We start from the raw sequence: 23,073 nt of genomic DNA, 5'->3' as shown, positions 1-23,073 counted from the left end.
TAAACCCACTATTTCTTAATTTCTATGCATGACAACTTAAGGCAACTATTAGAAACAGTTGCAACGGGGGAACTAAGCCCAGAGAAAGCTTTAGAAAAGTTGAAATATCTCCACTATGAATCAGTGGGAGACTTTGCCAAAATTGATCATCATCGCAATTTACGGACAGGCTTTCCTGAAGTAATTTTTGGATTGGGCAAAACCCCTGAACAGATTGTGCAAATCATGCGTGTAATGGAATCCAAAAATCCTCTTGTCATGGCAACTAAAATTTCGGCAGCAGTTTATGCTCAAATTCAGCCATCTTTGCGCGGTTTGCGATATTTCCCCCTCGCCCAAATTTGCTGCCTCGGCGAATCAACGATGAAAAAAGAAGGGACAATTACAATTCTCACCGCAGGTACTGCCGATCTTCCGATCGCCGAAGAAGCTGCGATTACATCAGAACTCTGTGGCTTTACAGTTAAGAGACTTTGGGATGTGGGTGTCGCAGGAATTCATCGCTTACTCAGTCATCGGGATGCGATCGCTAATGCTGATGTGATTATTGTCGTCGCAGGAATGGAAGGAGCATTAGCAAGTGTTGTCGCAGGTCTGGCAGATTGTCCGATAGTGGCAGTTCCTACCAGCATCGGTTATGGCGCAAGTTTTAACGGATTAGCTCCATTACTCACCATGCTCAATTCCTGTGCTACAGGTGTAGGTGTAGTGAATATCGACAATGGTTTTGGAGCCGCCATGCTAGCAGGAAAGATTTTACATCGACATCAATAGAATAAGAACGGCAAGAATCAGTGGTAAGTAGCTAGAAGTAAACTAAAAACCGAGAGTTTTGTTCCGCCCGCGTAGCGGGCGGAACAAAACTCTGGTTTGGGTTTTACTTATGTCTAGCTACTTACCACTGATTCTTGACTAGGAAGAGTGTTGATTAATGCACAAAGCGGCAGCATAACTTGTGCCTAATTCTAATTCTGTACTTAGGAGTTTTAAGTTCCAATCTCCAATCTGCAAAGTTGCACCGATCGCTATTTCTAGTAATGGCGAAACATCTAAACCTTCAAGAATATTGGCAATTCCCTGTCCAGTCGCCTTTCCATAGGCTTCCTTAAGCGTCCATGCTTGATAAAAAGCCTGAATTGCCAAAGATGGATCGCGATCGCCAAGTCCTTTAATTACCTCATACTCTGACGGTGAGAAATATCTCTGGGCAATTCCCTCAATGTCACATTGAGGATTGATATATTCCAAATCGATGCCTACCTCGCGATCGCTACTGACACCATAAATTGCGAAATCTTGAGAATGGGCAAGATTAAAATAAATGCCCTTAGGATTTTGAAGATAGGGTTTACCGCGATCGCTATAGCTGAAATGAATTGCTTTGGGTTTACAACCTAGCCATTGCGCCAAGATGATCCTTAAATTTCCCCTTGCGGCTACAAAATTGCGTCTCAGATTTTCTCGCTTAAACCGATCCGCTCGCGATCGCTCATCCTCAGATAAAAGTTTCCAGAGGCGATCGCACTCAATTTCAGAGATATCAAGCCTCGCTTGATATAGTTGCAAATCTATAGTCATTTGTGAGATTAAATAATTTGGGAGACTGCGCCCCAAAGGGGCGCAGTCTCCCAAATAACTACAGATTTGCTATAGACTCTTGGAATTTGAGATGAATTGAGAAAAACTCTATGAACTTGCCTTTAGTAATCGGAGCATTAGTCGTATCGCTGCTGCTGTTGTGGTGGTTGCTCAGCGTGATTAAAGCTAGTTTTAAAACCGCCTTTCTGGTAGTTGCCGTTATTTTTAGTATCCAAGTGTTAACAGGTATCGGTCCCCAACAAATTTTCGCGCAGGTGGGGCAGTGGTTTAGTGGATTCTTTGGTGGATTGGGCAACTGGCTCCAAAACTGGGGCGGTAAGGGCAAAGTTGACGCTGATCCCAAAAAGCAATCAGCAATTTGGTTATTTCAACTCGCTGTGGAAATGCTTAGCAATATCTAATCTTTTTGGTGTCGCGGCTTGCCGCGACACCAAAAGCTAGGTCTAGCCCCCTGCGATCGCAGGAATGATGCTTACTTCATCGCCATCCTTGAGAGCTGTATCTGCCCCTTCGAGAAAACGAATATCTTCGCTGTTGACATAAAAATTAACAAAGCGGCGAAGATTTCCTTGCTCGTCACAAATACGAGCCTTGATCCCCGGACAATTGTTTTCCAATGAGTCGATGATTTCTTTAACCGAAGCACCAGCACATTCTACGGTGGCTTGGTTATTGGTTAATTGTTGTAGAGGAGTGGGAATTAAAACTTTGACAGCCATATTTTTGTATCGATATCTGAGAACTTTAGACTTGAACTTTAGGGTCGGATTTTAGATTTTGCCATACTGACCGATTTACATTTTAACGCGATCGCTTCCATAAAACAGAGGCAGCGCATTGCGCTGCCTTTGCTTACTTGTGATTCACGATTAACGCCTGACCTTACCTGCAAATCCTGATGCTTTAAATTGTTTTAGCTCTAGTGGTTCAGGTTGATCGGCAGGAACAGCAACCATAATCTGAAAATTACTTGTACCTGTGGGGATCTCTTCAACTGCACCTAGCCTTGCGCGTTCGGGCATAGCATCATTACCATTAGCATCATAAATGCGCCCAAAAATGTCGGCATTGTAAACAACTTTACCTGAAGTATTGTTGGCTTCTCCTTTGATGATGTAGCAGTTAGCCGACATCACCCCGCCGCCTAGCACCATATGCTTACCCACATCACCTGTACATGGCTCATAGGTAACATTAGTCAGCTTGATTTGCACATTTGCCGAAGCGGGATTGCTAAAAGCAAAGGTACAGAGGCAAAGTATCAGGGATAAAGCGCTAACTTGAAAGATTTTGAGCAGTTTTTGCCAAGTTTTTGTCAAAGGTATAAATTGCTCATTTGATATCTTGTGATTTGCGATCGCCATAAATAAACCTATTTTATAAACCCTTGGATAAAAAATTTTCAGAAAAAAGAATGGCTTCTTTGACGTGGTAAAATTCATCTTAGCTCTTGAAGGAGGTCTATTTTTAATGCCACTTAGTCTATTGATTGCAACATTACCTGAAGCGTATAGAATTTTCGATCCACTGGTAAACGTTCTTCCTGTGATCCCTGTATTCTTCTTGCTACTTGCATTTGTATGGCAAGCAGCAGTCGGTTTCAAATAGGTTTCAATTTAAGTCTTGACTTAATCAAAAAAACTTATAACAAACTTTTCGGTACATCTCATACGGTTGTACTGACGCATTTATAAAACAAAAACGATAAAAGCAATCGGGGTGACGGCAACGTTACCCCGATTGCTTTCTAAGAGTGTCACGCGAAGCGACACACTCTTAGAAACTTAAAAATAATATTTTTAATGAACTATGGAAACCATCGGACGTTGGACGAACAAATTTTTGATGTTCAATTTGTTCTTAGTATTTTTCTTTTTTGTATGGCTACTAGTTGCCCTTGGCGGTGAAAGTCTCAAAATCAACCTTGGTCTAGAACTATGGCGACAACTATGGGAACCACTGATTCAGCCAGTATTAGGGATCGTGATGGCTGGGGCGATCGCTAGTGGCGTAATCTCCAAAGTCAAGCAAAAAATCGCCAAACCATAATTACAGGAAAAAGTCACTTTGTGACTTTTTCCTGCCTTTTTTCTAGATATGCCTTACCCAACCATTAATCGTAAATCGACTGTCAGCGAAATATTCCGATGGGCAACTCACGGGCAAAACTTCGTGCATACAGTGGCTAGGGAAAAAGACAATCGTATTATTCTGTGGCTGAATCACCTTATGGGACTTAGCCGCGACGGAAAATCCATTTTCAATTTTGCTGTCATAGATGACTAACTCGCCCCCCGTAAAGGCTTTCGGCTCACGATAGTAATAGTAAACATAGGTCAGGGTGCGTGTTGCCGTATCAGGACTACCACTATCATTATGAATTTTGTAATAATTACCGTGGTTATGGGCAGTCATTTGGGATTCAATTTGCCCGATCGCAAAGTTACTCATCCCCAAATGCGTCAGGATCTGCGGCGTAATTTTCCAAACGAGATTAATCATCAACTCTGAGAATTCAGGAAAATATGGCAGATAGAATGAGCGCCGATAGTTAGGGTCATTTGCCGAATTTGTAGTGGGGACAAATTCAGGTTGTTTATTAATGCTATAGCGCAATAATTCACTGAGTTGAGTTGGGGATAAAAAATCATCAATAAGAGCATAGGGAGAGGGAATGATCTCTTCTGCCGAGACATCTAATAAAACTGATCCCTGATGATTTGATGATGATTGAGGCTCGTTAACTGTAAATACATTTGCCGCCTTTTGTGAAGCATTTAGCGAAGCATGGGATGCAGTCTTTGGTAATAAATCTTGCCGCTCATTAATTAACCAAAAGCCCTTCGCAAATTGTCGCTCTACCAAAGTACATTCAAAATTGCGCCAAAAAAAACTATAGTTCTGCTCCTGAGAGGCAACTTCTAGCTTGAGTTTATCGATAAAGCTATTCTCAAGATTGAGCAATATTGCTAATTCCTCAGTTGATACCCAAAAAGCAGATTTAACAATATGTTGAATATGCTCAATTTGCTTGACTAGACGCTCAACTTGTTGATTACTCTCTTCAGAAATGATTGGCGATTTTAAATGCTGATCTTGCATGATCTTCGACCATTAATTCCCATTAAAAATTTTGAGTTGAGATTTTGCATAAGGCAAAATCTCAACCTTTAATAAGTTAGTTAAACCAACTTGGCATCAGCAAAACTGGTGGATCATAGTTGCCCATTTGCATATTTTGCCCAGCCAATTTTGAAGTTAACTGATCAGCGATCGCGCCAGAGATTTTGCCATTCCCCACAACATCAAAAAATGGTAAAGCAATACTCACCCCAGCCTGATTGAGCAATTGGTCTAATAGTCTTTCAAAGGAAGCAGGCGATTTACGAATTGGTAATTCCTTAGTTTCAGGTAAATTAAACTTCTTCCTTGCCAAGGTTCTTAAATCAACAACGGCTTCATCTAATGTCCCGATCGCATCGACTAGTTTATTTTCCTTAGCTTGGCTACCAGTATAAATCCGCCCATCTGCGAGCTTACGCACCACTTCTAAATCGAGTTTGCGACCTTTAGCGACATCAGTAATAAATTCCTGATAGGTACTTTGCAAGAGGTCTTGCAACAATTGGCGTTCTGGCTCTGATAAATCTCGGAATGAAGAAAAAATATCTTTGTAGGGACCAGTTTTAATCGTTTGTGCTTGAATACCGACCTTACTGAGCAACTCCTTAGCATTGAATCCGCTTAAAATCACACCAATGCTGCCTGTTAAAGTCCCCGCATTTGCATAAATCTTCGTAGCAGAACTCGCTGTGTAGTAGCCGCCACTAGTTGCTTGGTCGAGCATACTCACGACCACAGGTTTTTTCTCGCTCAAGTCCTTAACAGCGGCATATAGCTCTTTACTTGCACCAACGGTTCCCCCCGGACTATTAATCGATAGCAAAACGCCTTTAACAGAGTCTTCTTCGATGAGTTCACGGAGGCGATCGCGTACTGCCATTGCCCCTGAAGCTGAAGCCCTTGTCCCTGTAATTACCCCATCTAAAGAGACAAGTTCAAGGCGATCGCGATCGAGTACTTTCTTTAAATTTAGGGCTTCATCCATTTGGCGGCGCTGAATCCCGAAGGTTGCCGAAATAAAGCAAACAGCGACTAAAACAAGAGCAATGATGCGATTGAGTTGCATAGCAAATTTTTCTGGTATCTGCTTTAGTTTAATATAAAACCCAGAAATGAAAGGCGGCGCAATGCGTCGCCTTTCATTTCTGAGTTAAAATCATTTTTCTGTAACCTTTCTTCACAATCATGGCTAATCAAGCTCTCAATAAGAACTCCACAAAAAAATCTCCCAAAGACAAAGACATAGTTCGCGATTATTTTAATTCCACTGGCTTCGATCGCTGGCGGCGGATTTATGGAGAAGGTGGTGATGTCAACCGCGTCCAACTTGACATCCGCACAGGACATCAACAAACCGTCGATTATGTCTTAGGTTGGTTTAAAAATGACAAAAATGCGGTTGGACATACAATTTGTGACGCAGGTTGTGGCACTGGTAGCTTGAGCATTCCCCTCGCCGAAATGGGCGCAAAGGTCTATGCCAGTGATATTTCCGAAAAAATGGTTGGCGAAGGTAAAAGCCGCGCTACCGATCCTGAAAATCCCGTCTTTGAAGTTAAGGATTTAGCATCATTGTCTGGGGAATATGACACCGTAATTTGTCTAGATGTGTTGATTCATTATCCAGATCAAGATTCTGAAGCGATGATTGCCCATCTTGCTTCCCTTGCTAAATCTCGATTAATCCTCAGCTTTGCTCCTAAAAATCCCTACTATGTACTAATGAAGAAAGTAGGTGACATGGTTCCAGGACCTAGCAAGGCAACTCGTGCCTATTTGCACAAAGAATCCGACGTGCGGCGCGTTCTTGAAGGCTTAGGCTTTAAGATCAAGCGCAAAGAATTTACTGCCACCTCCTTTTATTTCTCACGCCTACTTGAAGCTGTCCGCAATTAGACCAAATCGCTGCCCTAGGGCAGCGATTTGACTCAGGTAAGAATTCTTTACATTTTGCAAGCAGGCGATCGCATCGAAACCGTAGCAAAACCTGTTTGAATAGAAAATGGTGCTTTTACTTCGATTTTTATAATCTTTTTATATCTTAAAAATCTCACCTTACCACCTTCACCCACAAAACTTTTTTAATTATTCACCCTTTGTCCTATGGTTGCATCCTCAACAGTTCGCATTAGTTCTCGCAAAAGTCAGCTAGCACTGGTACAAACGCATTGGGTACAAGCGGAACTAAGCAAAGCACACCCCGATCGCCAGTTTGAAGTCGTCACCATGAGTACACAGGGCGATAAGATTCTTGACGTAGCGCTCGCTAAAATTGGTGATAAAGGCTTATTTACCAAAGAATTAGAAGTATCTATGCTGACCAGAGAGTCAGATCTAGCTGTACATAGCCTCAAAGATTTACCAACTAAGTTGCCTGAAGGTTTAATCCTTGGTGCAGTAACAGAGCGTGAAGATCCCGCCGATGCCCTAGTTGTCCATGAAAAGCTGAAGGACAAAAACCTTGCAACTTTGCCTGCGGGTACTGTTGTCGGCACATCTTCCTTACGTCGGCTCGCGCAGCTCCGCCATTACTATCCTCATCTCACCTTTAAGGATGTACGTGGCAACTTGAATACTCGTCTCCAAAAGCTCGATTCTGGCGAATATGACGCATTGATTCTTGCTGCCGCAGGTTTACGTCGTCTAGGCATGGGCGATCGCGTACATGAGGTCATTGATGCTGAAATTTCCCTCCATGCCGTTGGACAGGGAGCATTAGGCATCGAGTGCCGTGCCGAAGATCCTGACATTTTGGCTTTGTTTGCCCCGATTATCCACTATCCCACCACTCAACGTTGCCTTGCTGAGCGCTCTTTCCTCCGTGAACTCGAAGGTGGTTGTCAAGTTCCCATTGGTGTTCATACTGCTATTACTGGCGACAAGCTAACCTTGAAGGGAATCGTAGCAAGCCTTGATGGTAAAACTTTAGTCAAGGGTGAAGTAACTGGCGATCTCACTAACCCCGAAGCGATCGGTGCAGAATTAGCCGATGATCTCAAATCTAAGGGTGCTCAAGACATCCTCAATAAGATTTTTGCGGAAGTTCGCGCTTAAAAACGTCAGTCCGGCTTAAGCTAGCAAATTTTAAACGACCGTCTCAAATTATTCCGAACTGACCTTACTTAAAAAGCAGAAAAGAGCCAGTTTCTTAAACTGACTCTTTTCTGCTTACAAAAAAAGAGGTGGTACTTTGTACCACCTCTTTTTTTGTAATTGGTTGATTACCGTTTCGAGTATTGAGGAGCTTTACGAGCTTTCTTAAGTCCGTATTTCTTACGCTCTTTAGAACGAGGATCACGGGTGAGATAACCTTCTACTTTGAGAGGCTTACGATTTTCAGGAGCAAGCTCCACCAAAGCACGAGCAACACCTAAGCGAATTGCGTCAGCTTGACCTGTAACACCACCGCCATGAGCATTAACCAAGACATCGTACTCATTTTCCAAGCCTAAGGTTTCCAAAGGAGCCTTCACACCTGAAATGTAGCTAGGATTGAATTGCAAATACAAATCACCGGGCTTGCCGTTGATTACGATTTTGCCTTCCCCAGGGACGAGGCGCACACGGGCGATCGCAGTCTTACGGCGACCAGTACCCCAATACACAGCACGATTAGAACGTTCAGTATCTGACATCGGTTATTTCTCCTACTTCTGCGATGGAATGGTGTTGATGACCAAGGTTTCAGGCTGTTGAGCATCGTGGGGATGGCTCGCACCCTTGTAAACCTTGAGCTTGGTGAAAAGCTGACGACCGAGGGTATTCTTGGGCAACATGCCTTTAACAGCATGTTCAAGAACGCGCTCAGGTACGCGGGCAATTACCTTATCAAAGGTTTCAGTCTTCATCCCACCTGGACGACCAGAATGTCTTCTGTATAGCTTTTGGGTTGATTTCTTACCAGTTACGGCAATTTTGTCAGCATTAATTACCACGACGAAATCACCAGTATCTAAGTGGGGCGTATAGATGGGCTTATCTTTACCGCGCAAGATAACCGCGATCGCGCTAGCAAGTCGCCCGAGGCGCTGACCTTCCGCATCGATAACATACCACTTACGATCTGGATCTTTAGGTAAGTAGCTTTTATTAGGAGTGAGTGTAGTTGTAGTCATTAGTTTCTCTACAAGCGAAATTTATCTATCAAACTTTATTTATCTTGGGAAACTTGAGCTTTAAACTTCAAATCAAGCTAATTGCCCGATCATTGGTTAAACCCAAAGTTTGCTTGCGCGATGCGAACTCAGTGAATGGGTTATCAGCATAGCCGATCGCCAATAGGCAGAGTCCTTGCGGCGGTGCTGCATATTTAACTTCGATACGACGTTTTTCTTGCCATCTACTAGTAAAGGCTTCGACACTGAGACGAGAACGCCCCACATCGATTAGCTGTCCTACTAACAGACGAATCATGCCGTAAAGAAAGCCACTTGCCTGAACTTCCACATGGACAAAATCACCATCTCGCCAACATAGTGCTTCTTGAACCTCAAGACGACTGTGGGGGCGACTCGAACCTGCCCTCTGAAAAGCAGCCATATCATGCTCACCTAACATAGGTTGCAAGGCTTGGTGCATTAGCTTTTCGTTAAGGTGCTCATGGTAGTAATGCCAGCTAAACTGCTTCACAAATAAGTTCGGGATTGCGGCTGTGTAAATCGTGTACCGATAACGTCGCCATGTGGCCGAAAATCTTGCGTGCCAGTCACTCGCTACTTCCGTCGAGCTACAGATCAAGATATCTTCGGGCAAGTAATTATTTAATACCTTTGCCCATTTCTGAGGAGGAATCACACTCGAAGTATCGAAATGCGCTACCTGAGCCGCAGCATGAACACCTGTGTCAGTTCTACCTGCACTATGTATAACGGTTGTATTTCCGCAAATCTGCGCGATCGCTTCTTCAATCGTTTGCTGCACGGAGGGATGATTTAGCTGTCTTTGCCATCCGTAATAATGTGTACCTAGATATTGAATAACTAAAGCCACACGACGAACAGGGTCAGAATCAGCAGACAAAATCACCTCTGGCATCTCAGGAATTGAACTGCTTATACCAGTTGCAAAATCGCGATTTCGGAATTGTCGCCACGACGACTGACCGTGCGAACAATACGGGTATAGCCACCATTACGATCGGCATAACGTTCTTTAGCTTGGCTAAACAGTAAGTCTACTAAGCTAGTAACGCGCTCTTCTTCAGGTAATTGCTCTTGCTTGGTCTTAGTTTGAACGCGATCGCTCACGGGTTCGCCATCCTTAACCGAAATATCGTATAAATAGGCGATCGCTTGGCGACGAGCGTGCAAAGAACCATTTTTAGCAAGGGTAATGATGTGATCGGCAGTAGTGCGAACAGCATTAGCTCTTGCTCTAGTGGTTTTAATTTCGCCTCTGAGGATTAACTCAGTCGTCAAAGCACGTAGGAGAGCTTTGCGCTGGTCAGCAGCCTTATTAAGCTGGGGTGTTTTACAACGGTGACGCATAGGTGTGTACTAGATGAATGTTGAATGCAATATTTGTGAAACTAAAGCTGCCAAATACTGCCATTTTTATAGAACTTTTATAGAGATACTCTTATAAAACTTTAGAAGTCTTAGATTCGGTCAAGGTCAAGCCAAGATGCTGCTTGAGCGCATCCATAACTTCCTCAGCCGACTTCTGACCAAAGTTTTTGATCTCTAGTAGATCGTCTTGAGTGTACTCCAGCAAATCCGCCACAGTATTGATCTGTGCGCGTTTGAGACAGTTGTAAGCTCTGACCGACAGTTGCAATTCCTCAATGTGAATTTGCTTAGTCTCATCCTGCTCATCACGCTCTTGAGGTAATGAAGGCGCAAGAGTGATTTCCTGCAAGGGAGAGAATAAACTCACCAAGACACTAGCGGCTTGGCTAAGAGCCTCTTGAGGTGTAATGCTGCCATTAGTCCAAATATCAATTTGGAGACTCTCTTTATTGATCGCATCACCGATCCGAGCGTCCTTAATCTCATACTTGACCTTACGCACAGGCATAAACACAGCATCAATTTTGAGCGTGTCGATTGGAGAACTGTGGTCTTCTTTAGAGCGGTCTACGGAACGATAACCTTTGCCGCGTTCAATCGTTAGTTCCATTTCCAAGGTTGCACCCTCACTGAGGGTAGCGATGTATTGGTTAGGATTAACGATCTCAATGTCTGAGGGCAAAGAATGAAAACTAGTGGCAGTGACTAGCTTTGGACCACGCTCTACCAAACGAATGATCTGTGGTGCTGAGCTGTAAGACTTCAACACTAGTTCCTTCAGGTTGAGCATCAAATCCAAAACGTCTTCCCGCACGCCTGGAATCGTCGCAAACTCATGGTTGACACCAGCAATGCGAACAGCAGTGACGGCCGCACCCTCAAGATTGGAGAGCAATACCCGTCTGAGCGCATTTCCAATGGTAATGCCTTGCCCCCGCTCTAGTGGTTCCAGTACAAATTGGCTGTACTGGCTATTATCTTTTTCTGTGTGGGATGCAACGCACTCAACCTGAAACTGTGCCATATTTGTACCGACTTAGTCTGCAAGAGTAAACGAAAATCAAAGGGGAAATTAGAGAATTGAGAAATTACGAATTACGAATTTAATTTTTAATTGCTAATTCGTAATTGGTTATACACGTCTGCGCTTAGGAGGACGGCAACCATTGTGAGGGATGGGGGTAATATCACGGATCAAGGTGATTTCCAAACCAGCAGCTTGCAAAGCTCTGACTGCGGTTTCACGACCAGATCCAGGACCTGTTACCATCACTTCAACTTGGCGCATTCCTTGTTCGATCGCTCTTCTTGCAGCAGATTCAGCAGCAGTTTGGGCTGCAAATGGAGTACCCTTCTTCGCACCCTTAAAGCCGCTCGCACCAGCCGAAGACCAAGAGATTACGTCACCTACGGTGTCAGCGATCGTGACGATAGTATTGTTGAAAGTAGACTGGATGTAAGCGACTCCATTAGGAACATTACGCTTATTCTTGCGTGCGCCAGTTCTACGTGTTGTTTGACGAGCCATAGTTTCGTATTAATCCTTAATTACTTCTTACCTGGAGCCTTCTTCTTACCTGCAACAGTGCGACGACCGCCACGACGGGTACGAGCATTGGTGCGAGTACGTTGTCCGCGCACAGGAAGACCCATACGATGTCTACGACCTCTGTAGCAACCGATGTCTACTAGGCGTTTGATGCTTAAACCTTCAAGACGACGCAGATCGCCCTCTACTTGAAAGTTGGATTCTACCTCTTGGCGTAAAGTCGTTACTTCAGGATCAGTAAGATCTTTAACCCTTGTATCAGGGTTTATTTTGGTAGCTGCTAAGATTTTTTTGGCGCTAGTTAGACCGATTCCGTATATGTACGTTAGTCCTATTTCGATGCGCTTGTCACGAGGAAGGTCAACTCCTGCAATGCGAGCCACTATAAGTCTCCCAATTTGTTGTCAGTTTTCAATGTTATGGTTGCCCCAAATCTAAGGTTTGATTAAATTGTGGTTGCTCTAAAAATAATTTTTAGATAAATTTTGAGAGAACCTTTGGGGCGAATGGCTGTACAACTCAATCTTCGTGCGAGCGTGCGTTTTATGCAGTGGGTTAGCTACAATCAGCAAGAGCAAATTACGAAGACAGCATATTTTACAGCGAACTCTATAATATATTGACAATGGCAACTTCTGTCAATATTTTTGCAATTTAGCTTTTCAGAGTTAGCTTGTCGCCAGTACTTATTCCGCTTAAACCTAGTTGCCGTTGCAACAAATGAAAATATCCATAGGTAATTACTAATGATAACTATTAGTTATATTGCAATTACCTTGCCTAGTTGTCGCGATCGCTATCAAGAGCCGCAATACCAGAAATTGGTCGATAGGTATAACTAGCAATAGCTGGTGCGGGACTGGAGGATTGAGGACGCGATATTTTCATAATATCCTCTTTAATGGCTTCGAGATCAACATAGCGATCAGCAACGTTAATCAAATGATCGCTAGTCATCGATCGCAGGCTAACTACCTCAACGCGCACACCTCGATAGCTTGCTGCATCAACCGCGTAGGCGAGATCCCCATCACCGCTAACTAGTACGGCTGTGTCATAGGAGCCGATGAGCGCCATCATATCCACCGCTATTTCCACATCAAGGTTCGCTTTTTTAGAACCATCGGGCAGTTGCACTAGTTCCTTAGAAATTACCCGATAGCCATTGCGCCGCATCCACAACAAGAAGCCTTGTTGTTTTTCATTGGTGCGATCAACCCCTGTATAGAAAAAGGCTCTGAGTAAACGTGAGCCATCGGTAAGACACAAAAGTAACTTTGTATAGTCAATTTCGATCCCAAGTTGGAGCGCTGCGTAGAAAAGATTAGAGCCATCTATAAAGATGGCAACGCGCCCTCGGTTTTCTAAAATTTGGTCTGGCTTAAATCCAGAATCTTGCTCGAAAGGTAACATATTTTTGCCTATAGAACGTTTGTTATCTAGTGCTGTGGGATGAAGCTTTGGTATTAGCATGGATACTTAAAACCGTCCTAAGTGTTTACCTAATTCAGAAGAACCTCTTAAAACTTTTTAATAAACTAACGCATAGTCTATTGGGGACTAGCGGTGGACGTTCAAAGTAACTTTTAACAAGACAATTAGCCTTATCCCAAGACCGTCAAAAATAAATTTTGAATAAATTTTGAATAAATTTTAAAAAAAATTAAAGTGAATCTAAAAATATAAGATGTTTTTTTATAATAAAACTATATTAATAAATAACTTATTTTTATAGCTTATCTTCGATTATACACTATAAGTAAATATACTCATAGGAGTATATTTTGGGGAAATTAATATTGAAAAAAAGTGACAAACAAGACGATGCTCAAGCATTAAAAACTGTCTAAAACCTAGTATTTTCAATACGTTGAAAGATAGGAGTGGGTGTTGCGAGAGGCTGACCTGATTGTAGTATTCCCCAATTTGTATGACTCCAATCAGGTGGATTGGCTTCATCAAAACTTAATCCTAATTGTTGATAGGCAGCAATGCTGAGATTTGATGTAATTGGGGAAAACAGATAGACTGCAATTCTTACAGACTCTAACAAAGTATACAAAGTTTCATTAACTTCTTTTTGTTTTCCTGCTTTAAATTGTTTCCACGGTGTGGTCTCATCAATTAATTTGTTGCAATTCCAGATCAACTCTAAGATTTTTTCGCAAGCAGATCGAAAATTAAGATTTTGATAATCAATTGCCACGCGATCGCCTAAATTTGATGCCTGTTCGATCACTGGTTTAATTAAATTTGATACATCACTGGAATCGCTGGGATCATGTGCAGGTATAGTTCCTTGGCAATATTTATTTGCCATTCCTAGACTGCGATTGAGTAAATTGCCAAGGCTATTAGCGAGATCAGCATTGACAATTGAGATGAATCTCTCTTCGCTAAAGTCACCATCTTTGCCAAATTCAATTTCTTTTAAGAAGTAGTAACGAATGGCATCTGCACCAAAGCGATCGACGAGATCATAGGGATCAATCGTATTGCCTAAGGTCTTGCCCATTTTGAGACCATCCTTTGTCAGCAAACCATGACCAAATACGCGCTTTGGTAAAGATAGTCCCGCCGACATCAACATCGCTGGCCAATAAATCGCATGAAATCTTAAGATATCTTTACCAATGATATGCAAATTGAAGGGATACCACTTCTTGAGAGCATTTTCTAGCGTCGGCTCATCCTCAGGATCGAGCAGAGCCGTCACATAGCCAAGCAAGGCATCAAACCAAACATAAATAGTATGGGTGGGATCGGTAGGAATCGGAAAGCCCCAGTCAAGATTAACGCGAGAGATCGAAAAGTCCTGCAAGCCTTGCTTCATAAAGCCGAGGACTTCGTTGCGGCGGCTTTCAGGCTGAATAAAGTCAGGGTTCGCTTCGTGAAATTGATCGAGTGCGTCTTGATATTTCGATAAACGGAAGAAATAGTTGGGTTCGTCGCGCCATTCGCACACAACATTGGTATGGATTGGGCAATGATGGCTGGCGGGAAGTTCTCGCTCTTCTTTAAATTCTTCGCAAGCGACGCAGTACCAGCCTTTTTGCTGATTTAAGTAAATGTCACCCGAATCGTAGACCCGTTGAAAAAACTCATTCACGATCGCCTGATGTTTGGGTGCAGTGGTGCGCGTGAAGCGATCAAAGCGAATATTAAACTTTTCCCAAAGCACATAAAATTCCGCAACAGTGCGATCGCAATGTTCTTGGGGGGATAGATTATTTTTTTCGGCAGTGCGCTGAATTTTTTGTCCATGCTCATCTGTGCCTGTCACAAACATCACAGGATGACCTTTGAGCCGATAGAACCGTGCAAAAGCGTCGGCAGCGATCGTCGGATAGGCACTGCCAATATGTGGGCGATCGTTGACGTAAAAAAGTGGTGTAGTTAAAGCAATCGGTTCTAAAGACATAGGGTACTCAATTCACGGCTAATACCATTTTGCAAAAAAATGGTGGTAAATGTAACATTTTTCACCAAAAGTAATGAAAAACCTACAAACTCATCAAAATTGGATGGATCAAGCGATCTCCTTGGCACAACAGGCAGGAGAGGCGGGAGAAATTCCTGTAGGGGCGATTATTGTCGATAATCAAGGGAGTATGATCGCCACAGGAGTAAATCGCAAAGAGCGAGATCAAGATCCTACTGCCCATGCTGAGATTGTAGCGATTCGTGAGGCTTCACGCATATTAAGAGATTGGCATTTAACGGGTTGCACCCTCTATGTCACTTTAGAACCCTGTCCCATGTGTGCAGGAGGAATTTTGCAAGCGCGGATTAGTACTTTAGTTTACGGTGCTGATGATTCCAAAACAGGCTCAATTCGGACAGTAGCCAATTTACCCGATAGTCCTGTGTCTTTTCACAAGTTGGAAGCGATCGCAGGAATTCGCGAGAGAGAATGCCAAGAATTATTGCAAGCTTGGTTTAAAAATCTCAGAATTTGATATCGGCGGCACTTTTCTCCGCCAATATCCTAAGAATATGTGGCAATTTGTTGTGAAAACCAGATTGCGGTTTCAGTATTCGTTTTTGTAGCTAACAATTCCACGGTTTGTTCTAACAAGGCGATCGCTAAATTTGGCAAAACATGAGAAACTTCGCATTGTTGATAAACGCCAGTTTCATCTAGTTTAAAAGCAAATAGGCGATAAGCACGAACATCAATCACCCAATATTCAGAAATCCCTAAATCTGCGTACAGTCGCTTCTTTTCATCTAAATCGATCACCAAAGTTGTATCAGAGATTTCACCAACTAAATTAGGCGATCGCCAATTGTCCAGATCAATAAACCGCGATTGACCAGTTTTCCGAGTGGGTACATCTTCACCAACATACACAACAATATCGGGAGCAATCGCTCTACGTCCCTTTTTTTCTAACTGACAGCCGCCAAAAGTACTTAATTTGACATTTGGAAATTTTGCTGCCCAAACAGCAAAAAGCATAGGGATCAAAGCGCTAAATTGAGCATGATTTATTCCTTCTGCTCCTCTTTCTACCCACAAGCGTTGATTATCGAAAAACAATTTACAGCGATCGCTATTTTCCTCATCTCGCAGAGCTTCATAGTCTTGCCAAGTCGCTTGCTGCCATTGCTGAGTAGGTTTTAGGGTTATTTGGCACATAGGGTATTTATCGAATCGACCAAATCGCTCTCCTTACCTGCTGCCGTTTCTAAATCCTGCTTAGCTTTGGTCTGAGCATTAGTATCCTTCGCCTCTACCGCCTTTGCCTGAGCCTTTAGCGCCGATGACACATCCCCATACATACTCAAGAGTTTAGTTTGCAACTCCTTAAGCTGTGAATCCTTAACGGCGATCGCTTGCGTCTCAGTACGAATTTGATCAATTTTGTCCGCAAGCTGCGTAAAGCCTGCCGCATCCTTGGGAGCTACTAAATCTTTGGTTTTATTCGCAACCGTAACAAATTTGTTACATTGAGTAACTCGATTTTCCCCACAACCATATAGGAGTAATCCCATACTCAAAGCAGTCATACCAAGAACATTGTAACGATTGAGCCGACTCGATGAAGTATGGAATGAAGACTTTTGAAGTTGCATTATGGTGATTGCCGATAGTCCAAATTTATTCTGCTGGGGTCTAAAAATTCTAAAATGTTTTAGTTAAGCTAACTCAAGAGATTTGAACTATGTCCGATAATCGCCGCAGTCGTGCAATTACCGAAGGCGTTCAGCGATCGCCTAACCGCGCTATGTTACGCGCCGTTGGTTTCCAAGACTCAGATTTTACTAAACCTATTGTCGGTGTTGCAAGCGCCCACAGCACAATTACCCCTTGTAACATGGGCATTGCCCCCCTAGCGATCCGCGCCGAGGCAGGAATCCGCGCCGCCAATGGGATGCCCCAAGTTTTCGGTACAATCACCATCAGCGATGGGATCTCCATGGGAACTGAGGGGATGAAATATTCTCTCGTTTCCCGTGATGTCATTGCGGACTCCATCGAAACTGCTTGCACAGGTCAGAGCATGGATGGTGTTTTAGCGATCGGGGGCTGTGACAAGAATATGCCAGGGGCGATGATTGCTATGGCTAGAATGAACATTCCTGCATTATTTGTCTACGGTGGTACAATTGAACCCGGACATTTAGATGGTGAAGACTTGACGGTAGTTAGCTCCTTTGAAGCGGTCGGACAATACAGTGCGGGCAGAATTGATGAAGTAAGACTTAATTCTGTTGAGCGTAATGCTTGTCCGGGGGCTGGATCTTGTGGGGGGATGTACACAGCTAACACTATGTCTTCTGCATTTGAGGCAATGGGCATGAGCTTGATGTATTCCTCCACCATGTCCGCCGTTGCACCTGAAAAGGCAACCAATACAGAACTTGCGGGTACGGTTCTAGTAAATGCGATTCGCAATAATTTATTACCTCGCGACATCATCACTCGTAAGTCGATTGAGAATGCCATTTCTGTGGTTATGGCAGTAGGTGGTTCCACTAATGCGGTCTTGCACTTTTTAGCGATCGCCCATTCCGCAGGTGTGGAATGGAACCTCGATGATTTTGAGCGCATTCGTGAGCGTGTTCCTGTTCTCTGCGACCTCAAGCCTTCAGGAAAGTATGTTGCCACCGATCTCCACAAAGCAGGTGGTATTCCTCAAGTGATGAAGATGCTTTTAGTTCATGGATTATTACATGGTGACTGCATCACGATTACTGGTCAAACCGTTGAGGAACTTCTCAAAGATATTCCTGCCGAACCTCGCGCCGATCAAGATGTGATCCGTCCTTGGGATCGTCCTATGTACAAGCAAGGACATCTCGCCATTCTTAGAGGCAATCTTGCTGAAGAAGGTGCTGTCGCTAAAATCTCTGGTGTCAAAAATCCGATCATCACTGGACCTGCTCGTGTTTTTGAATCGGAAGAAGATTCTCTCGCGGCGATTCTCGATAATAAGATCAATCCCGGAGACGTATTAGTTATTCGCTATGAAGGACCTAAGGGTGGACCTGGTATGCGAGAAATGTTAGCGCCTACCAGTGCAATTATCGGTGCTGGTCTAGGTGATTCCGTTGGCTTAATCACCGATGGACGTTTCTCTGGTGGAACCTATGGCATGGTTGTCGGTCACGTTGCCCCTGAAGCCTATGTTGGTGGCACGATCGCTTTAGTCCAAGAAGGCGACTCCATCACGATTGATGCTCATCAGCGTTTGATTCAACTCAATATCAGTGAGGAGGAACTAGCCACACGCCGTGCTAGTTGGAAAGCGCCTGCTCCTCGCTACACCAAAGGTGTTCTGGCAAAATATGCCACCCTTGTTTCAACTAGCAGCAAAGGTGCTGTAACGGATTTAGATCTATTCTAGTTAATTGCAAGTAAAGAGAGGCTTGCGAGTACAAGCCTCTCTTTACTTTTTTTGCATAAAAGTAAAATAGCGATAGCTTTAAGTGGATCAGGTTTTAGCTAAATTACTATTTGTTTGAGGTGCAGTAAAGGCGATCGCTAAAAATTAGATTCTGCCTTGATAATATTCTTCTGGCGACTTTTAGTTAGTCTCTGTAAAGAATGTTCAAGTGCTAATTCTACAAAAGAATTTAAAGAATGAGAATGTGCAGTAAATCCCATTAGATCAAGATAGACATCCGTGGGCATAGCTAGACCTTTCCAATAAGCGCTACGACCTTTTTTCTGTAATTTCACAGGTTTAGTAAATTTGCCCGTTTGAATTTCTTCATCAGTAACAACCAACCAACTTTTTCTCTGGTTTTCTATGTAAGCAATATATTGAACAATGCCATCAACTATCCAAAGTCTCATCATGGCAGTTCTTTTATAACTATCTCTTGTATTCCATTGTCCATTAATAGTTACAAATGGCAACCATAGATAAACAGCAAGACTTTCTCTCTTGTTTTCCCAACCTATCTCAGCAATGGGATTTTGTTTGTTTCTTTCAAACCGAACCCATTTACTATCTGGCTTCTCATAAATTCTATAGTTTAAAGATTGAGCAAATTGATAAATCTGACCACGAATTTCAATAGCCCATATTTTTTCACATTCTGAACAACTCCCTAAAAGATTAACAAAAGCTTTTGGAGGGTCAGGCAAATTAGGTGTAGGTGCAATTTCAGCAGCTATTGGTATGTCTATTTTGGCTATTTCTGTCTTTGTAAGCCATTCATACAATGTAAATATAAATCCTTGATTGCTGCTTTTTACTGCATAAGATAAGAGAGTAAATTTAAGTTTGTGGTGTTTTAATGTTGTTACAGTACGATTCCTATAGGTTGGACAAACAGTGTATAGGTCAATAGGTTTAGTATAATCAATTTGTTCACTAAAGGGCTTTTCTTCGATAAGGGCATCGAAATACGCAGTAATTTGTTCAATAACATGAGAATCTTCAACATTTTTTAACTCTATGATGACGAGTTGATTCTGGTTCCCTTTTGCTAATATGTCACAAATTCCTTCTCTGCAAGTGTACTGACTTTTGAGTGGCTTCAGTCCAATTTTGGGAAGAACTGTATACCAAAAGAACCATTCTAGATGTCGTTCAGTCTCAAACTCTACGCTCTCCCCATAAACACGAAATCTAGGTGATGCTATACTGCCCTGATTTGTCATTTCATAGTTACTAGACCTGCTGGTAAAAATTTTATCAGTTTGGTTGATTAGGTTAGTAGCTAAACCAATACCAGAAAAATATTCCGCACCCGACGAATATCTGCAAGATGAACTTGTTGCCCAATTTCTCGAAGACATAGAAAGCGAAATGCGTTGATCGTAAACTGTATCTTAACCTCAGCTAAGTAAACTAGATTAACTTGCCACATAGACAGCATATATAAAGTATCTATCCAAGCCAAGCTACTTGCTTTACAAAACTTATCGTTAGTTTTGGGTTGAAATACCTGTAAATGCAGCATTTTCTGGTGAGATAGAGTTAGATATTTAAGTTGGAAAACCCTATACTGGGTAGATATTATTTCGACTTTTTACATACCCTTTAAAGATCAAAAGGCAGACACATGAGCGTAACAGCGTCAAGTGGTGCAGTAAATGCCCGCCCTCGTCTATACCAGACCGCTATAACTTCCACAATTTCTCAGATAGAGCAACAGGATCGCTTTGCGACTCGTAGCGAATTATCCGATTTATCTACTTATTTTCAATCTGGACTAAAGCGCATCGAAATTGCCGCAATTTTGACCAAAAATTCGGACAATATTGTATCCAAGGCAGCTAGCCGTATTTTTACGGGTGGCTCAGCAATGGCATTTTTGGAAAAGCCCAAAGATTCTGAAGAGCTAGAGATCGATCGCGCAGGTCGCGTGGTTGATGTCAAGCGTGGCATGGAACTCGGTACAACTATATATACTGAGGCAAGTGAAGGTGGTTTCTTAGGAACAATCAAGAACTTCTTCAGTAATACTGGCATTACAGGCGTTGTTGACCCAGTACCCGCAAGCTTCCGCCCCATCAACATTTCCCGCTATGGTGCAGACCGCATGAAGAAGTCCTTACGTGACTTGTCATGGTTCCTGCGCTATGCCACCTATGCGATCGTTGCTGGTGATCCCAATATTCTTGCTCAGAACGTGCGTGGCTTGCGTGAAATTATCGAAGCAGCCTGCTCGACTGACGCAACCATCGTGGCTTTACAAACCATGAAGCAAGCTGCGGCTAGCTATTTCCTCAATGATGCTGAAGCGATCGAAATCGTTAAGCAATATATGGATGTAGCGATCGCTGAATTCAAAGCACCTACCCCATCGCCTAAAGTTCGTCAGCGTAATTCTCCTGACCTCCAAGGTTTGGCTCTGCCTCAGATTTACTACAACACCGCCGAGCGTCGTCAGAAATTCACAATGCGGGCTGGCTCCACTACTTCTGAGAAAAATGAAGTAGTTAAAGCGGCTTACCGTCAAGTTTTTGAGCGTGATATTGCCTTTGCCTATAGCCAAGGTATTTCTGACCTTGACTCCAAGGTAAAAAATGGTGAAATCTCGGTACGTGAATTTGTCCGCCGCTTAGGTTTATCACCTTTGTATCGTGATCAATTCTTCCTACCTTTCATCAACTCCCGTGCTGTTGAACTAGCATTCAGACATTTCCTCGGACGCTCACCTGAAAGCCGTGAAGAAGTTGCTGCTTACTTTGCGATCGTCTCCAAAGGTGGTCTAGCTGCGCTAGTTAACGCATTAGTTAACTCCAGAGAGTACAGCGACTACTTCGGTGAAGAAACCGTACCTTACCTACGTGGTTACGGACAAGAAGCACAGACTGCTCGCAACTGGGGCGCACAGTTTGACCTGTTCAACTACTCTGCACCTTTCCGCAAGGTTCCTCAGTTCATTACCTTGTTTGCCTCTTATCAAAGTCCATTGCCTGACCAACATGTTTATGGTTCTGGTAATGATCCTTTGGAAATCCAATTCGGCGCGATTTTCCCCAAAGAAAACCGCAACCCCAGCGCCAGCCCTGCCCCATTTGGTAAGGATACTCGTCGGATCTTGATCCGCAACGGTAGTGGTATCACCAACCAACTCAGCAATCCTAGTGCTACTGGTGCGATCGATCCTCTTGGACCTAAGGTATTCAAGCTGGACAACACCCTCCGCGATAACGTCAAGATTGGTAAGGGCGGTAGAACCTCACCCGTAAAAGGCTTGAGCATCACTAACTCCGAAACCTCTACCCAAGCTGTAATTCGCGCCCTGTATCTACAAATTGTTGGCTACATTCCTTACTCTGGTCAGCGTCTCTCTGTCGCTGAAATTAAGCTGGAAAATGGCGACATCTCGGTACGCGAGTTTGTCCGTATGCTTGCCAAGTCTCCTACTTTCCGCGATCGCTACTGGAACAAGCTCTATGTCTGTAAGGCGATCGAGTATACTCACCGTCGCCTCTTGGGTCGTCCTACCTACGGTCGTGACGAAATGAATGCTTACTTTGACCTTGCTGCAAAGAAAGGCTTCTACGCTGTAGTTGACGCGATCCTCGATACCAAGGAATATGAGCAAGCCTTCGGTGAAGACACCGTTCCTTACGAGCGCTATCTCACCCCCGCAGGTGTATCTCTCCGCAACAACCGCGTTGGTACATTGACCGAAGCTAAGGGTTCCAAAGTTGATGCTCCAGCCACACCTAAGTTCATCGAACTTGGTCAAGTCACTGAAGTCCGCTCTGAAGTATCGATCGCTGATCGCATTAACCAAGGTGTTAGCAAGCAACGCGAACAACGCAAGATCTTCAAGCTCACCACCACTAACCCTGTGGAAGCTAATGCCTTGGTACGTGCTGCTTACAGACAAGTCTTCGAGCGTGATATGGATGCCTATGTTGGCAACGATCAGTTCAGCAAAGACACCTCTAAGCTACTCAACAAGGAAATCACCGTTAAGGAATTCATCCTTGCCCTTGGTACATCCGACTTGTACATCAAGGAATTCTATGCCCCATTCCCCAACACCAAGGTAATCGAATTGGGAACCAAGCACTTCCTCGGACGCGCTCCCCTCGATCAAGCTGAAATCCGTAAGTACAACCAGATTTTGGCAACCAGTGGTATTAAGGCAATGGTTACCGACATGGTAAACAGTGCTGAGTTCCTCGAAGCTTTTGGCGAAGATGTTGTACCTTACAACCGCTATGAAACCTTCCCTGCGGCAAACTACCCCAACACCCAAGAACTATATAACCGCTTAACCAAGCAAGACAAATCAATTGTTGTGCCTAGTTTTGCACCAGTTAAATCAAAAGTTCCTACTAATGTTTAAGCATTAATCACAAAAAAGGGG

The 23,073-nt window shown here is 43.4% G+C and carries 26 protein-coding genes; 9 read left to right on the top strand and 17 right to left on the bottom strand.

Annotation, left to right across the window (positions count from 1 at the left end; all coding sequences use genetic code 11):
- Positions 1-24 precede the first annotated feature (24 nt).
- Positions 25-774, top strand: a complete 750-nt coding sequence (gene larB / locus HC246_RS14315; protein ID WP_169363963.1) for a nickel pincer cofactor biosynthesis protein LarB — start codon at positions 25-27, stop codon at positions 772-774.
- Between the two features lie 138 nt (positions 775-912).
- On the opposite strand, the gene HC246_RS14310 is transcribed toward larB, so the two are convergent.
- Positions 913-1,578: a 4'-phosphopantetheinyl transferase family protein gene (locus tag HC246_RS14310; protein WP_169363962.1), complete on the bottom strand. Its 666-nt coding sequence runs from the start codon at positions 1,576-1,578 to the stop codon at positions 913-915.
- Positions 1,579-1,688: 110 nt separating this feature from the next.
- Here HC246_RS14310 and HC246_RS14305 point away from each other — a divergent pair, with 110 nt between their 5' ends.
- Positions 1,689-2,000 carry a hypothetical protein gene (locus HC246_RS14305; RefSeq protein ID WP_169363961.1) on the top strand — a complete coding sequence of 104 codons (312 nt, stop codon included), beginning with the start codon at positions 1,689-1,691 and terminating at the stop codon, positions 1,998-2,000.
- A 42-nt stretch (positions 2,001-2,042) separates the two neighbouring features.
- Here the strand turns inward: HC246_RS14305 and HC246_RS14300 are convergent, their stop codons facing one another.
- Together HC246_RS14300 and HC246_RS14295 are read right to left on the bottom strand one after the other, a co-directional pair.
- Positions 2,043-2,318, bottom strand: a complete 276-nt coding sequence (locus tag HC246_RS14300) for a MoaD/ThiS family protein (RefSeq protein ID WP_169363960.1) — start codon at positions 2,316-2,318, stop codon at positions 2,043-2,045.
- Positions 2,319-2,468: 150 nt separating this feature from the next.
- Complete coding sequence (locus tag HC246_RS14295) at positions 2,469-2,918, bottom strand: hypothetical protein (protein WP_225902959.1); 450 nt, start codon at positions 2,916-2,918, stop codon at positions 2,469-2,471.
- Between the two features lie 151 nt (positions 2,919-3,069).
- Here HC246_RS14295 and HC246_RS14290 point away from each other — a divergent pair, with 151 nt between their 5' ends.
- On the top strand, positions 3,070-3,207 hold the full coding sequence (locus tag HC246_RS14290; RefSeq protein WP_009627037.1) for a photosystem II reaction center protein K: 138 nt from the start codon (positions 3,070-3,072) through the stop codon (positions 3,205-3,207).
- A 201-nt stretch (positions 3,208-3,408) separates the two neighbouring features.
- Positions 3,409-3,648, top strand: a complete 240-nt coding sequence (locus HC246_RS14285) for a hypothetical protein (RefSeq protein WP_126388071.1) — start codon at positions 3,409-3,411, stop codon at positions 3,646-3,648.
- Positions 3,649-3,690: 42 nt separating this feature from the next.
- Here HC246_RS14285 and HC246_RS14280 read toward each other — a convergent pair whose 3' ends face one another.
- Together HC246_RS14280 and sppA are read right to left on the bottom strand one after the other, a co-directional pair.
- Positions 3,691-4,701: a 2OG-Fe(II) oxygenase gene (locus HC246_RS14280; protein WP_169363959.1), complete on the bottom strand. Its 1,011-nt coding sequence runs from the start codon at positions 4,699-4,701 to the stop codon at positions 3,691-3,693.
- A 76-nt stretch (positions 4,702-4,777) separates the two neighbouring features.
- Positions 4,778-5,788 carry a signal peptide peptidase SppA gene (gene sppA / locus HC246_RS14275; protein WP_169363958.1) on the bottom strand — a complete coding sequence of 337 codons (1,011 nt, stop codon included), beginning with the start codon at positions 5,786-5,788 and terminating at the stop codon, positions 4,778-4,780.
- Between the two features lie 119 nt (positions 5,789-5,907).
- On the opposite strand from sppA, the gene bchM reads away from it, so the two are divergent.
- Together bchM and hemC are read left to right on the top strand one after the other, a co-directional pair.
- Positions 5,908-6,618, top strand: a complete 711-nt coding sequence (bchM, locus tag HC246_RS14270) for a magnesium protoporphyrin IX methyltransferase (protein ID WP_169363957.1) — start codon at positions 5,908-5,910, stop codon at positions 6,616-6,618.
- Between the two features lie 207 nt (positions 6,619-6,825).
- The gene (gene hemC, locus HC246_RS14265) at positions 6,826-7,776 is read left to right on the top strand and encodes a hydroxymethylbilane synthase (protein WP_169363956.1); all 951 of its coding nucleotides are present in this window, start codon (positions 6,826-6,828) and stop codon (positions 7,774-7,776) included.
- Positions 7,777-7,943: 167 nt separating this feature from the next.
- Here the strand turns inward: hemC and rpsI are convergent, their stop codons facing one another.
- The 9 genes from rpsI to metG all read right to left on the bottom strand — a co-directional run bounded on the left by rpsI (position 7,944) and on the right by metG (position 15,199).
- The gene (gene rpsI / locus HC246_RS14260; RefSeq protein ID WP_126388060.1) at positions 7,944-8,357 is read right to left on the bottom strand and encodes a 30S ribosomal protein S9; all 414 of its coding nucleotides are present in this window, start codon (positions 8,355-8,357) and stop codon (positions 7,944-7,946) included.
- A gap of 12 nt (positions 8,358-8,369) precedes the next feature.
- Positions 8,370-8,837: a 50S ribosomal protein L13 gene (rplM, locus tag HC246_RS14255; protein WP_169363955.1), complete on the bottom strand. Its 468-nt coding sequence runs from the start codon at positions 8,835-8,837 to the stop codon at positions 8,370-8,372.
- 67 nt (positions 8,838-8,904) lie between these two features.
- Positions 8,905-9,756 carry a tRNA pseudouridine(38-40) synthase TruA gene (truA, locus tag HC246_RS14250; protein ID WP_169363954.1) on the bottom strand — a complete coding sequence of 284 codons (852 nt, stop codon included), beginning with the start codon at positions 9,754-9,756 and terminating at the stop codon, positions 8,905-8,907.
- Positions 9,757-9,773: 17 nt separating this feature from the next.
- Positions 9,774-10,208, bottom strand: coding sequence for a 50S ribosomal protein L17 (gene rplQ / locus HC246_RS14245; protein ID WP_169363953.1), 435 nt, complete (start codon positions 10,206-10,208; stop codon positions 9,774-9,776).
- 91 nt (positions 10,209-10,299) lie between these two features.
- Positions 10,300-11,253, bottom strand: a complete 954-nt coding sequence (locus HC246_RS14240) for a DNA-directed RNA polymerase subunit alpha (protein WP_169363952.1) — start codon at positions 11,251-11,253, stop codon at positions 10,300-10,302.
- Between the two features lie 108 nt (positions 11,254-11,361).
- Positions 11,362-11,757 carry a 30S ribosomal protein S11 gene (gene rpsK / locus HC246_RS14235; protein ID WP_126388052.1) on the bottom strand — a complete coding sequence of 132 codons (396 nt, stop codon included), beginning with the start codon at positions 11,755-11,757 and terminating at the stop codon, positions 11,362-11,364.
- 20 nt (positions 11,758-11,777) lie between these two features.
- Positions 11,778-12,161, bottom strand: a complete 384-nt coding sequence (gene rpsM, locus HC246_RS14230; RefSeq protein WP_169363951.1) for a 30S ribosomal protein S13 — start codon at positions 12,159-12,161, stop codon at positions 11,778-11,780.
- A gap of 397 nt (positions 12,162-12,558) precedes the next feature.
- Entirely contained in the window at positions 12,559-13,191 is a 633-nt protein-coding gene (locus HC246_RS14225) for a LabA-like NYN domain-containing protein (protein WP_169364602.1), read from the bottom strand.
- Positions 13,192-13,624: 433 nt separating this feature from the next.
- Positions 13,625-15,199 (bottom strand): methionine--tRNA ligase, encoded by a 1,575-nt coding sequence (gene metG / locus HC246_RS14220; protein ID WP_169363950.1) that lies wholly within the window; start codon positions 15,197-15,199, stop codon positions 13,625-13,627.
- A 73-nt stretch (positions 15,200-15,272) separates the two neighbouring features.
- Between metG and tadA the strand changes: the two genes are divergently transcribed.
- Positions 15,273-15,737, top strand: a complete 465-nt coding sequence (gene tadA / locus HC246_RS14215; protein ID WP_169363949.1) for a tRNA adenosine(34) deaminase TadA — start codon at positions 15,273-15,275, stop codon at positions 15,735-15,737.
- A 29-nt stretch (positions 15,738-15,766) separates the two neighbouring features.
- Here the strand turns inward: tadA and HC246_RS14210 are convergent, their stop codons facing one another.
- A complete protein-coding gene (locus HC246_RS14210) occupies positions 15,767-16,420 on the bottom strand; it encodes a Uma2 family endonuclease (protein ID WP_169363948.1) in 654 nt (217 codons plus the stop codon).
- Entirely contained in the window at positions 16,408-16,857 is a 450-nt protein-coding gene (locus HC246_RS14205; protein WP_169363947.1) for a hypothetical protein, read from the bottom strand. The genes HC246_RS14210 and HC246_RS14205 overlap by 13 nt, the downstream gene beginning before the upstream one ends.
- An 89-nt stretch (positions 16,858-16,946) precedes the next feature.
- Between HC246_RS14205 and ilvD the strand changes: the two genes are divergently transcribed.
- Positions 16,947-18,632, top strand: coding sequence for a dihydroxy-acid dehydratase (gene ilvD / locus HC246_RS14200; RefSeq protein ID WP_169363946.1), 1,686 nt, complete (start codon positions 16,947-16,949; stop codon positions 18,630-18,632).
- A 137-nt stretch (positions 18,633-18,769) separates the two neighbouring features.
- Here the strand turns inward: ilvD and HC246_RS14195 are convergent, their stop codons facing one another.
- Positions 18,770-20,035 (bottom strand): endonuclease NucS domain-containing protein, encoded by a 1,266-nt coding sequence (locus HC246_RS14195; protein ID WP_169363945.1) that lies wholly within the window; start codon positions 20,033-20,035, stop codon positions 18,770-18,772.
- 266 nt (positions 20,036-20,301) lie between these two features.
- On the opposite strand from HC246_RS14195, the gene HC246_RS14190 reads away from it, so the two are divergent.
- Positions 20,302-23,052, top strand: a complete 2,751-nt coding sequence (locus HC246_RS14190; RefSeq protein WP_169363944.1) for a phycobilisome rod-core linker polypeptide — start codon at positions 20,302-20,304, stop codon at positions 23,050-23,052.
- Positions 23,053-23,073 lie beyond the last annotated feature (21 nt).

This window comes from Pseudanabaena yagii GIHE-NHR1 (genome assembly GCF_012863495.1).
GTDB lineage: Bacteria > Cyanobacteriota > Cyanobacteriia > Pseudanabaenales > Pseudanabaenaceae > Pseudanabaena > Pseudanabaena yagii.
This window is presented reverse-complemented; position numbering and strand designations above follow the sequence as displayed.

Coding starts and splice junctions, on each gene's coding strand:
- larB (WP_169363963.1), top strand. CDS start 25: ATGCATGACAACTTAAGGCAACTATTAGAAACAGTTGCAACGGGGGAA.
- HC246_RS14310 (WP_169363962.1), bottom strand. CDS start 1,578: ATGACTATAGATTTGCAACTATATCAAGCGAGGCTTGATATCTCTGAA.
- HC246_RS14305 (WP_169363961.1), top strand. CDS start 1,689: ATGAACTTGCCTTTAGTAATCGGAGCATTAGTCGTATCGCTGCTGCTG.
- HC246_RS14300 (WP_169363960.1), bottom strand. CDS start 2,318: ATGGCTGTCAAAGTTTTAATTCCCACTCCTCTACAACAATTAACCAAT.
- HC246_RS14290 (WP_009627037.1), top strand. CDS start 3,070: ATGCCACTTAGTCTATTGATTGCAACATTACCTGAAGCGTATAGAATT.
- HC246_RS14285 (WP_126388071.1), top strand. CDS start 3,409: ATGGAAACCATCGGACGTTGGACGAACAAATTTTTGATGTTCAATTTG.
- HC246_RS14280 (WP_169363959.1), bottom strand. CDS start 4,701: ATGCAAGATCAGCATTTAAAATCGCCAATCATTTCTGAAGAGAGTAAT.
- sppA (WP_169363958.1), bottom strand. CDS start 5,788: ATGCAACTCAATCGCATCATTGCTCTTGTTTTAGTCGCTGTTTGCTTT.
- bchM (WP_169363957.1), top strand. CDS start 5,908: ATGGCTAATCAAGCTCTCAATAAGAACTCCACAAAAAAATCTCCCAAA.
- hemC (WP_169363956.1), top strand. CDS start 6,826: ATGGTTGCATCCTCAACAGTTCGCATTAGTTCTCGCAAAAGTCAGCTA.
- rpsI (WP_126388060.1), bottom strand. CDS start 8,357: ATGTCAGATACTGAACGTTCTAATCGTGCTGTGTATTGGGGTACTGGT.
- rplM (WP_169363955.1), bottom strand. CDS start 8,837: ATGACTACAACTACACTCACTCCTAATAAAAGCTACTTACCTAAAGAT.
- truA (WP_169363954.1), bottom strand. CDS start 9,756: ATGCCAGAGGTGATTTTGTCTGCTGATTCTGACCCTGTTCGTCGTGTG.
- rplQ (WP_169363953.1), bottom strand. CDS start 10,208: ATGCGTCACCGTTGTAAAACACCCCAGCTTAATAAGGCTGCTGACCAG.
- HC246_RS14240 (WP_169363952.1), bottom strand. CDS start 11,253: ATGGCACAGTTTCAGGTTGAGTGCGTTGCATCCCACACAGAAAAAGAT.
- rpsK (WP_126388052.1), bottom strand. CDS start 11,757: ATGGCTCGTCAAACAACACGTAGAACTGGCGCACGCAAGAATAAGCGT.
- HC246_RS14225 (WP_169364602.1), bottom strand. CDS start 13,191: ATGTTACCTTTCGAGCAAGATTCTGGATTTAAGCCAGACCAAATTTTA.
- metG (WP_169363950.1), bottom strand. CDS start 15,199: ATGTCTTTAGAACCGATTGCTTTAACTACACCACTTTTTTACGTCAAC.
- tadA (WP_169363949.1), top strand. CDS start 15,273: ATGAAAAACCTACAAACTCATCAAAATTGGATGGATCAAGCGATCTCC.
- HC246_RS14210 (WP_169363948.1), bottom strand. CDS start 16,420: ATGTGCCAAATAACCCTAAAACCTACTCAGCAATGGCAGCAAGCGACT.
- HC246_RS14205 (WP_169363947.1), bottom strand. CDS start 16,857: ATGCAACTTCAAAAGTCTTCATTCCATACTTCATCGAGTCGGCTCAAT.
- ilvD (WP_169363946.1), top strand. CDS start 16,947: ATGTCCGATAATCGCCGCAGTCGTGCAATTACCGAAGGCGTTCAGCGA.
- HC246_RS14195 (WP_169363945.1), bottom strand. CDS start 20,035: ATGTCTTCGAGAAATTGGGCAACAAGTTCATCTTGCAGATATTCGTCG.
- HC246_RS14190 (WP_169363944.1), top strand. CDS start 20,302: ATGAGCGTAACAGCGTCAAGTGGTGCAGTAAATGCCCGCCCTCGTCTA.